Consider the following 12,145-nt stretch of genomic DNA (forward strand, 5'->3'; position numbering starts at 1 on the left):
GGGTTTTTCAACGGCCTGCTAATGTAGCCTATCGCTGAAACAGAAAATCTGAACCTGTCGCAATCTGCCAAGGAGAATTCGATGAAAACCCTGTCCATCGTCTGGCAACGCCTGGTCAACGACCAGGGCAAGACCTGCCCCCGCTGCCAGGGCACGGGAGACGCGGTCCGGCGGGCGCTCGAGCGGCTCAGGACCGTGCTCGAGCCGCTGGGCGTGCAGCCGGTGCTCGAATGCCGCACGCTCGACATGCAGGCGTTCCAGCACCAGCCCGCGGAATCGAACCGGATCTGGGTCGATGGCCAGCCGCTCGAGGCCTGGCTCGGGGGCCAGACCGGCGCCAGCCGCTGCTGCGATGCATGCGGCGAGCAGGACTGCCGCACGCTCGAGCTCGAAGGCCGCTGCTACGAGGTGATCCCGGAGGAGCTGCTGGTGCGCGCCGGACTCAAGGCCGGCATCCGCCTGCTCGAGCCGGCACCCGCCAGCCAGGCGGCGGCCGGCAGCGGCAAGCCCGCGAGCTGCTGCGGCTCGGGCGGCTGCTGCTACTGAATCTCAGGGGCGGCGCTGGCCATCCTGGCGCCGCAGCCAGAGCTTGCGCAGCTCGCTGGACCACAGCACGCTGCTGGCCATCGCGACGCACAGCATCCATTGGCCGGGCGTCAGCGGCAGGGTGCCGAAGGCCCGGTTCAGCCAGTCCCATTCCACCACCGCGACCTGCAGGCCCAGGCCCAGCAGCACGGCGGCCCAGAGCAGGCGGTTGCCGAACAGACCGCGAAATGCGCTGGCCGACTCGGAGCGGGCATTGAAGGCGTTGAACAGCTGCGCCAGCACCAGCACGGTGAAGGCGGCGGTGCGCGCGGTCTCGAGCGATTGCCCGCCCTCGATCAGGCCGCCGGGCAGCAGCCAGTCGAGCGTGAGCAGGGTGGCCAGCGCCATCACCAGGCCGGTCTGCAGCACGCCCCAGCCCATGCGTGCGTCGATGATGCGTTCGTCCGGGCGGCGCGGCCGGCGCTCCATCACATCGGTGCCCTGCGGATCGACCCCCATCGCCAGCGCCGGCGCCGAATCGGTGACCAGGTTAATCCACAGGATCTGCGTCGCCAGCAGCGGCAGCACCACGGCGCCGCCCGCATCGATCAACCCGAGCGCGCGCGCGCCGAGCACGCCGAGGAACACCGTCAGCACCTCGCCCATGTTCGACGACAGCAGGTAGCGCAGGAACTTGCGGATGTTGTCGAGGATGGCGCGGCCCTCGCGCACCGCCGCGACGATGGTGGCGAAGTTGTCGTCGGCCAGGATCATCTGGCCGGCTTCCTTGGTGACCTCGGTGCCGGTGATGCCCATCGCCACGCCGATGTCGGCCGACCGGAGCGCCGGCGCGTCGTTGACACCGTCGCCGGTCATCGCGACCACATGGCCCTGTGCCTGCAGCGCATCGACGATGCGCAGCTTGTGCGCGGGATCGACCCGGGCATAGACCGAGGTCGACCGCACCGCCTCGGCCAGCCCGGCCGCGTCGAGCGCGTCCAGCTCGGCCCCGGTCAGCGCGCTGCCGCCGGCCTCGATGATGCCGAGGTCGGACGCGATGCGCGCGGCCGTGCGCGGGTGGTCGCCGGTGATCATGATGATGCGGATGCCGGCGCGCTGCGCCTCCTGGATCGCGACCGCCGCCTCGGCGCGCGGCGGGTCGATGATGCCGACCGTGCCGACGAAGACCAGCTCCTGCTCGAGCGCCGCGCCGGCCTGTTCGTCCTCGTCGGCACGCAGCGGCCGATAGGCCACCGACAGGGTGCGCAGCGCCGCATCCGACAGCTCGTCCACATCGGCCAGGGCGCGGGCGCGGATGGCCTCGCTCATCGGCACCACGTCCATGCCGACCCGGGCCGCGCTGCAGCGCTGCAGCAGCAGGTCGGGCGCGCCCTTGACGATGATGACGCGCTGGTCGCCCTGCTCGTGGTCGATCGCCAGCACCGACATCCGCTTGCGCTCGGAGGTGAACGGGATCTCGGCGATGCGCTCGAAGCGCTCGCGCCGGCGCTCGTGCACGCCCAGCTTGCGCTCGGCGACCAGGAAGGCAGCCTCGGTCGGGTCGCCCTGGATCACCCAGCTGCCGTCGGCCTGCTGACGCAGGTCGGCATTGCCGGCCAGGCTGCCGCCGCTGAGCATCAGCACCAGCTCGCTGTGCAGGGGCCCGGGCTCGATCAGGCGGCCCTGATGCCGGATGTCGCCGACCGGCTCGTAGCCCACGCCCTCGGGGTAGCTGGAGCCGGAAGCGGTCATGACGCGCTCGATCGCCATCTCGGCGCGGGTCAGGGTGCCGGTCTTGTCGGTGCAGATCACCGAGGCCGAGCCCAGGGTCTCGACCGACGACAGCTGCTTGACGATGGCCGACCGGCTCGCCATGCGCTGGACCCCGATCGCCAGCACCAGCGACAGGATCGCCGGCAGGCCCTCGGGCACCGCCGCCACCGCCAGCGACACCCCCAGCAGCAGCACCGCCTCGACATCGGCCAGGCTGCGCACCTCGGTCAGCAGCAGCACCGTGACCACCACCACCAGCGCGATCAGCAGCACGGCGCGCCCGAGCATGAGGCCGATCTGGCGCACCTCCTTCTGCAGCGGCGTGGCCTGCTCGGGCGTGGTGGCGAGCAGATGGGCGATGCGGCCCATCTCGGTGCTCATGCCGGTGGCGGTGACCAGCGCCAGCCCCGTGCCCTGGACCACCGCCGTGCCCTTGAACACCATGTTGGCGCGCTCGGCCAGGGGAGTGTCTGGCGGCAGGATGGCGGCGTCTTTCAGCACCGCCTCGCTCTCGCCGGTCAGCGAGGCCTCCTGCACGCGCAGCGCATGGGCCTGCAGCAGGCGCGCGTCGGCGCCGACGCGGTCACCCTCGGCCAGCTGCAGCAGGTCGCCCGGCACCAGCTCGGTGCTCGGCACCCGCAGCGGCACACCGTCGCGCAGCACGGCCGAGGTGACGGCGGTCAGCCGGGCCAGGGCGGCGGCGGCACGCTGCGAGCGAAGCTCCTGCAGGAAGCCGATCAGCGCGTTGAGCAGCACGATGACCAGGATCACCAGCGCGTCGATCGGCCAGCCGCCCGCCCCCTCCACGCGCCAGACCAGCAGCGTGATGCCGACCGCCGCCAGCAGCAGATAGACCAGCGGATCGTGGAACTGGGCCAGCAGGTGGCGCCAGGCCGGCACCGGCGCCTCGACCCGCAATTCGTTCGGACCGAAGCGCTCCAGCCTGCTGAGCGCCTCGGCGGCGGCAAGCCCCAGGCCGGGCTCGACACCCAGCTGGTCCGCCAGCGGCTGGGCCGGCTGGCTCCAGGCTGCCTGGACCAGGCCGGGCTCCGACGTCATGGTTGGCATCTGCTTTCCCCTGGCTCGTGGAGCGTCCGGCCTCAGGATGCCGGCTGGCCGACGCGCGGCATCAGCGCTGCGGCAGGCTGCCGGACTGGGAGGCGATGACCCGGCGCCCCTCGGCGTCGATCACGGCCTCGCCGTCCTCCTTGCTGAAGGCGCCGCGCTGCGCATCGGGCAGGATGTCGAGCACCAGCTCGGACGGCCGGCACAGCCGCACGCCCAGTGGCGTCACGACGATCGGGCGCTGGATCAGCACCGGATGCTGGCCGATGAAGTCGAGCAGCTGCTCGTCGCTCCACTTCGGGTTGCCCAGGTCCAAGGCCTCGTAGGGCGTGCCCTTCTGGCGCAGCAGCTCGCGCACGGTCATTCCCAGGCGCAGCAGCAGCACCTTGAGCTCGTCGCGGCTCGGCGGGGTCTTGAGGTACTCGACCACCTGCGGCTCGACGCCGCTGTTGCGGATCAGGGCCAGCGTGTTGCGCGAGGTGCCGCAAGCGGGGTTGTGATAGATGGTGATCGGGCTCATGCGGCTTCTCCGGTCGGGGTGTTGGCTGTCCAGGCATTGACGCTGGCCAGCGGTGACGGCCTCACCGGCCTCACCGACAGCTCTCGGCGCGATCAGGTCCGGCAGCTCGACGATGACCGGGCCTGGACCAGCGGGCAGCTGGCATTGCCCCTGCCCCGCTGTCGCATGGAGGAGCCCCTGGCCTGGCTTCAATGTCGCTTGATTATTGCGTGAATCCATGGCCAGGCGGTGTCTGCCGGATCAGCCCAGGCCAGGGGTGTAGACCAGGGTCTTGCCGGCCGCCGTATCGACGGCATAGCTGCGGCTGTCGATGCGGTCGACGAACACCCATTCGCCCTTGGCCGCGCTGGCCGTGAAGCTCATCTTGAGGAAGCCGCGCCGCTTGGGGTCCATCCAGTCGAGGTCGTCGATCACGTTCTCGAAGATGGACTTGACCTGCTCCGGCGGCAGCGCGGCCAGGTAGCTCTCGAGACCGGGCGAGCTCACGCTCGAGGTCGCGAACTCCTCGCCGACCTTGCTGCCATTCATCAGCGTCAGGCTGCTGTGCCAGGCATTGTGGGTGTCGCCGGCCAACACGACCAGCTTCTTGCCGAGCTGGGCGACGGTCCCAAGCAGAATCTCGCGCGCGACCGGATAGCCGTCCCAGGCGTCGAGGTTGTAGCCGAGCTCGGGGTTCTTGGCCGGATCGAGCAGGTCCTGCTGGGCCTGGGTGCGCAGCGCCACGGGAGTCGCCTTGGCAGTCAGGTAGTCGGTCACGGCCTTGGCGCCATCCGCCACGGCGGTCGGCGAGGTATTGGCCGGGTTCAGGGCGTTCAGGATCGAGACCGGCACCGTCATGCGCGCCATCAGCACCTGCTGGCCCAGCACCTGCCAGCTCGCCTTCGAGGCGCTCATCTGGCCCTGCAGCCATTGCAGCTGCTCGGCGCCCAGCAGCTGGCGCGTGGGCGAAGCCAACGTGGCCAGCGCGCTGGCCTGGGTCGCCGGGTTGAACAGCTGCTCGGTCGTGACCTGCTGGTCGCGCCCGACCAGGCGGGTGTCGAGCATGTGCAGCGACAGCAGGTTGCCGAAGTCGAAGCTGCGGTAGATCTTGCCCTGGTCGGCGCCGCTGCGCACCGGCATCCATTCATGCCAGGCCTGCAGGGCGGCCGCGCGGCGGGCGGCAAAGCTGCCCTCCTTGGCCGGGTCGTGGTTCTCGGCGCCATCCTTGTAGGCATCGTTGGCGATCTCGTGATCGTCCCAGACCGCGATCATCGGCAGCCGCGCATGCAGGTCCTTGGCGTCCGGGTCGCTGCGGTACTGGGCATGGCGCTGGCGGTAGTCGGCCAGCGTCAGCAGTTCGTTGGCGGGCTGGACCACGCGGCCGAGCTTGTCCGCGTTCGCGGAGGCATAGCCGCCAGCCGCGTACTCGTAGATGTAGTCGCCCAGATGCAGCGCGAACTGTGCGTCGGACTTGGCGACCTCGGCATAGACGTTGAAGAAGCCGGCCGGGTAGTTGGCGCAGGACAGCACCGCCAGCCTGACCTCGCTGACCGAGCCGGTCGGCAGGGTGCGGGCCCGGCCGACCGCGGAGACATGGCGGCCCTGGCGGAAGCGGTAGAAATATTCGGTGTTGGCAACCAGTCCGGTCGCATCGACCTTGGCGGTGAAGCCGGTCGCCGCAGTTGCGGTCACGCTGCCGCTCTTGACGATGTCGGCAAAGCCCTTGTCGCTCGCGACCTCCCAGCTCAACTCGACCGCGGCCTCGCTGTCGGGATAGCGCGCATGGGTCCAGAGGATCACGCGGTCGGCCAGCGGGTCGCCGCTGGCGACGCCATACAGGAACTGGGGCACGGCATCGTCACCGCCGCAGGCGCTCAGGGCGGCGCCGGCCGACAGGGCGGCGGCCACGGTGGACAGACGGATGACGAAATCGCGGCGATGGATCGGGTTCATGGGCAGGTGCAGGGAGTGGGAATCCTCTTCACCTTAGACAGCGTTTGTGAAAGCCTGTTGAAGGCGCGGATCAGGATGGAAAGCGATGCCCCGGATTGACCACCGGCGCCTGCCACGAAGAATTAATCGTTCCGTCACAGGGCAGCGTTAGGCTTTGTGCCATCTGTTTTCAATTGGATATTGAACCATGTCACGCATCGACCTCGATTTCACCCCGCTGCGCCCGGCGGCCATGGCGGCGCTGGCCGCCCTCACCTTCGGCCTGGCCGCCTGCGGCAGCGACGACATCAGCTACAAGGCGATCGACATCAACATCGCCCACATCAACGACCACCACTCGCAGCTCGACCCGATCGCGGCACAGACCCTCAAGCTCGACGGCGTCGACACCCAGGTCGACCTCGGCGGCTTCGCGCGCCAGACCGCCGTCTTCAAGTCGCTCGCCAGCACGCCCAACCTGCTCAAGCTGCACGCCGGCGACGCCAACACCGGCACTCTCTACTACACCTTCTTCAAGGGCGAGGCCGACGCCAAGCTCATGAACAGCATCTGCTTCGACGCCTTCGTGCCCGGCAACCACGAGTTCGACGACGGCGATGCCCAGCTCAAGACCTTCCTCGACGCGCTGGCCAACCCCGCGCTCGGCGGGGCCTGCGGCACCCAGACCGTCGCGGCCAACATCCTGCCCAAGGCCGGCACCGCGCTGGCACCGGCTGGCGGCAAGGCCTACCTGAAGCCCTATGTGATCAAGAAGATCGACGGCGTCGATGTCGGCATCGTCGGCCTGACGGTCTCGGCCAAGACCGTCAACTCCTCGCGCCCCCTGTCCACCACCGAGTTCAAGGACGAGGCCAGCTCGGCCCAGCAGGCGATCGACGAGCTGCGCGGCCAGGGCGTGCGTCACATCGTGCTGCTGTCCCACCTGGGCTACGAGGCCGACAAGAAGATCGCGCCGCAGCTGACCGATGTCGACGTGATCATCGGCGGCGACTCGCACAGCCTGCTGGGCTACTTCAGCGCCGTCGGCGTGAGCGCCTCGTCGGGCAGCTACCCGACCCTGGTCAAGAACAAGTCGGGCGACACGGTCTGCATCGGCCAGGCTTGGGAATACGCCAAGGCCTATGGCCTGATGAACGTCAAGTTCGACGACCAGGCGCGCGTGCAGAGCTGCGGCGGCCAGGCCAGGCTGGTGATCGGCGACAGCTTCAAGCGCAAGGACGGCGCCGGTGCCTGGCAGACCCTGGCTGACGCCGACAAGCAGGCGCTGTTGACCAAGCTGGCATCGGTGCCGCAGGTCCAGGTCGTCACGCCCGACGCGGCCACCGCTGCCGCGCTCAAGACCGACTACTCGGACAAGGTCGCGGCGCAGAAGGCGATCAAGATCGGCGCAGCCAGCGAGGCGCTGTGCCTGGTCCGCATGCCGGGCGAAAGCACCAACCGCAGCGGCAGCACCGCCGGTTGCGAGACCGCCAACACCCTGGCGCGCGGCAGCGACGCGGCCCAGGTCGTCGCCGAGGCCTTCCTGAACGCGAGCAAGCGCGCCGACTTCGCGCTGCAGAACGCCGGTGGCGTGCGCATCGCGATCCCGGCCGGCGACCTCAGCATGGACACCGCCTTCACGGTGCTGCCCTTCACCAACGTGCTGGTCGAGATGAGCCTGACAGGCGAGCAGATCGTCGCGGCGCTGGAAGACGGCGTGGCCAACTACGACGCCAGCAGCTCGACCGGCTCCCACCCCTACGCGGCCGGCCTGCGCTGGGACCTGGACCTGAGCAAGGCCAAGGGCCAGCGCTTTGGCAACGTGCAGGTGCGCAACAAGACCACCGGCGCCTGGAGCGCGATCGACAAGAGCAAGACCTATGTGCTGGTGACCAACGACTTCGTCGCGGCCGGCGGTGACGGCTACGCGACCCTGGGCACGCAGTACAAGGCCGGCAACTATGTCAACACCTACCTGCTCTACACCCAGAGCTTCGTCGACTATGTCAAGGCCAAGGGCAGCATCGCCCGCCCGGCCCGCGCCGACTACTCGCACCAGAAGGTGATCTCGAAGGCGGGCGTGACCCTGGCCGCCAACTGACGCCGCAGCGCGCATGAACAGGAAAGCCGGCAATGCCGGCTTTCTGCTTTTTGGCTGGCCGGCGACGGACTCCCCGCGATCCCGACGGCCGATCAGCCGGACTAGGTCGCAGGGCCACCCATGGCGTTCGACAGGCCGGCGCGCCAGCGCTGCCAGCCGCGCGCGCGCAGCTCGCAGGCCGGACAGCTGCCGCAGCCCCAGCCCCAGTCGTGGCGGTGCTCGCGGTCGCCAAGGTAGCAGGTGTGGCTGTGCTCGACGATCAGGTCGACCAGCGCCTGACCGCCGCCCGCCACGCCCGACTCGGCGCCGAGTTGCTCGGCCAGGGCCCAGGTCTGCGCCTTGTCGATCCACATCAGCGGCGTCTCGAGCAGCAGGCGCCGGTCCAGCCCGAGCGAGAGCGCGACCTGCAGCGCCTTGATCGTGTCGTCGCGGCAATCGGGGTAGCCCGAGAAATCGGTCTCGCAGACCCCGGTCACGACCACCTGCAGACCGCGGCGGTAGGCCAGTGCCGCTGCCAGCGTCAGGAACACCAGGTTGCGCCCCGGCACGAAGGTGTTCGGCAGGCCGCTGGCCTCGATCTGGAACGCCATCTCGCGCGTCAGCGAGGTCTCGCTGACCTGGCCCAGCACGCCGACATCGAGCACATGGTCATCGCCCAGCCGCCCGGCCCAGGCCGGGAACTGGCGCCGCAGCTCGGCCAGCACGCTCAGGCGCGCCTCCATCTCGACCGCATGGCGCTGGCCGTAATGGAAACCCAGGGTTTCGACGCGCTGGTAGCGCTGCAGGGCATGGGCCAGGCAGGTGGTGGAATCCTGCCCGCCCGAGAACAGGACGAGAGCGGTGGTATGCATGGCCGCTATGGTAAGCGCCTTGCCGACCCAACGGCGAGATCAGGCGGCGACAGGACCGGATGCCCCGGCACGGTCCGCGAGGGCGGCGGCGATCGCCGCCAGCACCGCTTCGAGCGCCTCGCTGAAGGCAGCCAGCTGGCTGGCGTCCCGATGCCCGAGCGCCGCCTCGAAGCTTTTCGCCACCTGGTGCAAGGTGGCAGCGCCCAGGGTCGGTGCCAGCCCCTTGACGGTGTGCACCAGGCGGACGGCATCGGCGAACTGCTGCTGCTCCAGCGCCTGGGTCAGCTGCGCGACCGCCGGCGTGAACTGCTGCGCGAAGCTGGCCAGCACCGCCTGCAGCAAGTCCTCGTCATCGCCGAGTTCCTGCAAGGCCAGCTCGAGGTCGAGCACGACCGGCTGGGCCTGCGGGGCTGGCTGTACCGGCTCGGGCGGGACAGCGACCGGCGGCGCGGACGGTTGGGCGGCGGGCACGATCCACTTGACCAGCGTGTCGGCCAGCTGCAACGGATCGATAGGCTTGCCGATATGGTCATCCATGCCGGCGGCCTCGGCGGCCTGGCGGTCGGACAGCCGCACCGCCGCCGTCAGCGCGATGATCGGCACCTGCCGGACCGAGTCGAGCGCACGGATGGCGCGTGCGGTCGCAAAGCCGTCGAGTCCGGGCATCTGCAGATCGAGCAGGATGGCGTCGTACTGCTGCTGCCGGAACTTTTCGAGCGCGGACCGTCCGCAGTTGACGGTCTCGGCCAGCAGGCCCATCTTGCGCAGATAGGCGCTGGCCACCAGCAGGTTGACATCGTTGTCGTCGACCACCAGCACCCTGGCCCCCCGGATCGGCGCCGCCCGCTCGGCCAGCGGGGACAGGCTGCTGCGGGCATCGCTGGCTGCGAAGGACGATCGCGGGCCATCGGCCGGCACCACCGCCTCCTCGGTCTTGCGCGGCCAGCCGAGCTTGATCGTGAACCAGAACTGGCTGCCCTCGCCCGGCTGGCTGCTGGCACCGATCTCGCCCTCCATCAGCTCGACCAAGGCCTTGCTGATGCTCAGGCCCAGTCCGGTACCGCCATACTGGCGCGTGGTCGAGGCATCGGCCTGCTGGAAGGCCGAGAACAGCCTTTGCATGTGGGCCGGCAGGATGCCGACCCCGGTGTCGATCACCGAGACCTTGAGCTTGACCGCGTCCTGCCCGCGTTCCAGGCATTCGGCCTTGACGTGGATCGAGCCGCGCTCGGTGAACTTCAAGGCGTTGCCGATCAGGTTGTTGAGCACCTGCAGCAGGCGCAGCGGGTCGCCCAGCAACAGCTCAGGCACCTCGGGGTCGCATTCGACCGTCAGCTCCAGCTGCTTCTGCTGAGCCTGGATCGCGAACAGGGCCTCGCTCTTGCGCAGCACCTCGGCCACGCACATCGGGATCGACTCGACCTGCAGCAGGCGCGACTCGATCTTGGAATGGTCCAGGATGTCGTTGAGCACCCCGAGCAGGGCCGTGCTGGCGGTCTGGATCTTTTCCAGGTAGTCGCGCTGCTCGGGCTGGAGATCGGTATCGAGCAGCAGGTTGGACAGGCCGATCACCACCCCCATCGGGGTACGGATCTCGTGGCTCATGTTGGCCAGGAACTCGTTCTTGGCCTCGTTGGCCGCCGCCAGCTCCAGGGTCCGCTGCTCCAGGCTGCGGCGCGAGTTCTCGAGCTCGGCCTCGGCCGCCTTGCGCCCGGAAATGTCACGCAGCAAGGCCAGCACGAAGGTCTGGCCGGCCCATTGCGCCCGGCTCAGCGACACCTCGGCGAAATAGCGGCTGCCGTCGCGGCGCTGGTGCTGGGTCTCGTAGGAACTGCCCGCCGCATCGACCTGCGCGAGCAGCTGGCGGATCTCGGCGCTGCGGGCCGGCATCTCCCATTCATGGAGGTAATGCCCGATCAGCTCCAGCCGGTCATAGCCGAGCAGGGAGGCGGCCTTGGCATTGCATTCGACCACGCAGCCATGGGCATCGCAGATCAGGATGCCGTCGCTTGCATGGCTGAACAGCGCATGCCGGCGCGCGGCTTCGTAGGCAATCACTTCCTGGCTGCGGCGCTGGCGCGCGTCCTGCTCGGCGATGGTGTCGAGCAACTCGTTGAAGGCCAGCCCGAGCTGCGCCAGCTCGTCCCGGGTCTGCGGCAAGGCGACGCGGGCCTGGCGATCCCCCTGGTGGACCGCCTTCATCGTGTCGCCCATGCGCTCGAGCCGCAGGGTCAGGTTGCGGCCGAAGCGCAGGAACAGCAGCGAAATCGTCAACATCATCAGCGCCAGCAGCAGCGCGCTCGATCCCAGCACCCAGCGCAGGACGCGCTGGTAGGGCGCGCGCGGAAAGCTGGCACTGATCATGCCGACCCGCTGCCCGTTGCCGTCCTGCAGCGCCTCGTAGCCGGCCATGTAGCTCCAGCCCTGGTAGTCCAGCTCGCCGACCCAGACCTGCCCCTGCTCCATGACGGCCTGGAGGACCTGAGGCGGAGCGGGCTTGCCGAACAGGCGCGGGCCTTCGTTGCGCTGGATGCTGACCGCAATGCTGATGTCGTCGAGATAGATCGCCGTCATGCCCTCGGCGTTGTCGAGCAGGGTGCCGATCGGAAAGATGATTTCCTGCATGTGATCGATCAGGGAATGATTCCGGTTCAGCAGGGTGCCACCCACCAGGATCACATCCGACATGCTCATCGACAGCGGAAAATGCGCCGCCGCATTGATCAGCAGGCCATGCTGGGACACCACGGCATCGGCCTCGGTCTCGCTGGCGGGCAATTGCAGCTGCGCCGGGAAACTGGGCGAAAAAGCGTACAGCTGCTCGGCCGTGAAGCGCTCGTAGGCGGCGCTGCTGACGCCGATCTGGGCCTGCCTGATCACATAGGAGTCGGGCAGGCGCTGGCCTGCCGGGGCACCGGTGCTGCTGCCCAGGATCTCGCGCTCCGACGTGACCACCAGCAGGTAGTCGAGCCCGCTGTTCTCGGCGGCGGTCTGCAAGGCCTTGTTGAGCGCCTCCCCGTCCGGCGCCTGGCCGGTCGCCTGCCTGACCTCCTGCTGCAGCCGTCCCGAGCGCACCAACTGCTCGATGCGCTTGCTGTTCTGGGTCTTGACCAGCTCGAGGTAGTTGCGCGCCCCCGCCAGGTTGCCGTGCAGATTGGCCTTCAGCAAGGTCTGCTTGTCCGCCACCACGATCAGGACTGCGATCACGATCGGGAATGCCACCACCATGGGCATCAGTCCCAGCATCAGCATGCGCACGCGCAGCGACTGGCGCCAGTCCGAACATCCGGACTGGCCGCGGCGCCATTCCGTCAGGACCTTGTTGCACAAGGCCGTCCAGCGCCGCAGTGCCGGCTTGCCCGGTGATCCACTCGAGGTCATCTTAGATAAAATTAACTA

7 protein-coding genes are annotated in these 12,145 nt (G+C 68.9%); 2 read left to right on the plus strand and 5 right to left on the minus strand.

Going from position 1 to position 12,145, the window contains the following annotated elements:
• Positions 1–81: 81 nt before the first annotated feature.
• A complete protein-coding gene (locus C6P64_RS06525; RefSeq protein ID WP_105747787.1) occupies positions 82–546 on the plus strand; it encodes a DUF2703 domain-containing protein in 465 nt (154 codons plus the stop codon).
• A 3-nt stretch (positions 547–549) separates the two neighbouring features.
• On the opposite strand, the gene C6P64_RS06530 is transcribed toward C6P64_RS06525, so the two are convergent.
• The 3 genes from C6P64_RS06530 to C6P64_RS06545 all read right to left on the minus strand — a co-directional run bounded on the left by C6P64_RS06530 (position 550) and on the right by C6P64_RS06545 (position 5,815).
• The gene (locus tag C6P64_RS06530; protein ID WP_105747788.1) at positions 550–3,357 is read right to left on the minus strand and encodes a cation-translocating P-type ATPase; all 2,808 of its coding nucleotides are present in this window, start codon (positions 3,355–3,357) and stop codon (positions 550–552) included.
• A gap of 70 nt (positions 3,358–3,427) precedes the next feature.
• Entirely contained in the window at positions 3,428–3,883 is a 456-nt protein-coding gene (arsC, locus tag C6P64_RS06535; protein WP_105747789.1) for an arsenate reductase (glutaredoxin), read from the minus strand.
• Between the two features lie 240 nt (positions 3,884–4,123).
• Entirely contained in the window at positions 4,124–5,815 is a 1,692-nt protein-coding gene (locus C6P64_RS06545; RefSeq protein WP_105747791.1) for an alkaline phosphatase D family protein, read from the minus strand.
• Between the two features lie 187 nt (positions 5,816–6,002).
• On the opposite strand from C6P64_RS06545, the gene C6P64_RS06550 reads away from it, so the two are divergent.
• Positions 6,003–7,895 (plus strand): bifunctional metallophosphatase/5'-nucleotidase, encoded by a 1,893-nt coding sequence (locus C6P64_RS06550; RefSeq protein ID WP_105747792.1) that lies wholly within the window; start codon positions 6,003–6,005, stop codon positions 7,893–7,895.
• Between the two features lie 101 nt (positions 7,896–7,996).
• Here C6P64_RS06550 and queC read toward each other — a convergent pair whose 3' ends face one another.
• Positions 7,997–8,746: a 7-cyano-7-deazaguanine synthase QueC gene (gene queC, locus C6P64_RS06555; protein ID WP_105747793.1), complete on the minus strand. Its 750-nt coding sequence runs from the start codon at positions 8,744–8,746 to the stop codon at positions 7,997–7,999.
• Between the two features lie 39 nt (positions 8,747–8,785).
• Complete coding sequence (locus tag C6P64_RS06560; protein ID WP_105747794.1) at positions 8,786–12,127, minus strand: ATP-binding protein; 3,342 nt, start codon at positions 12,125–12,127, stop codon at positions 8,786–8,788.
• Positions 12,128–12,145 lie beyond the last annotated feature (18 nt).

Origin of the sequence: Malikia granosa, from assembly GCF_002980595.1 — a bacterium.
Classification (GTDB): Bacteria; Pseudomonadota; Gammaproteobacteria; order Burkholderiales; family Burkholderiaceae_C; genus Malikia; species Malikia granosa.

Bases quoted from the DNA above. Each gene is read 5' to 3' on its own strand.
- C6P64_RS06525 (WP_105747787.1), top strand. From the start codon at position 82: ATGAAAACCCTGTCCATCGTCTGGCAACGCCTGGTCAACGACCAGGGC.
- C6P64_RS06550 (WP_105747792.1), top strand. From the start codon at position 6,003: ATGTCACGCATCGACCTCGATTTCACCCCGCTGCGCCCGGCGGCCATG.
- arsC (WP_105747789.1), bottom strand. From the start codon at position 3,883: ATGAGCCCGATCACCATCTATCACAACCCCGCTTGCGGCACCTCGCGC.
- C6P64_RS06560 (WP_105747794.1), bottom strand. From the start codon at position 12,127: ATGACCTCGAGTGGATCACCGGGCAAGCCGGCACTGCGGCGCTGGACG.
- C6P64_RS06530 (WP_105747788.1), bottom strand. From the start codon at position 3,357: ATGACGTCGGAGCCCGGCCTGGTCCAGGCAGCCTGGAGCCAGCCGGCC.
- queC (WP_105747793.1), bottom strand. From the start codon at position 8,746: ATGCATACCACCGCTCTCGTCCTGTTCTCGGGCGGGCAGGATTCCACC.
- C6P64_RS06545 (WP_105747791.1), bottom strand. From the start codon at position 5,815: ATGAACCCGATCCATCGCCGCGATTTCGTCATCCGTCTGTCCACCGTG.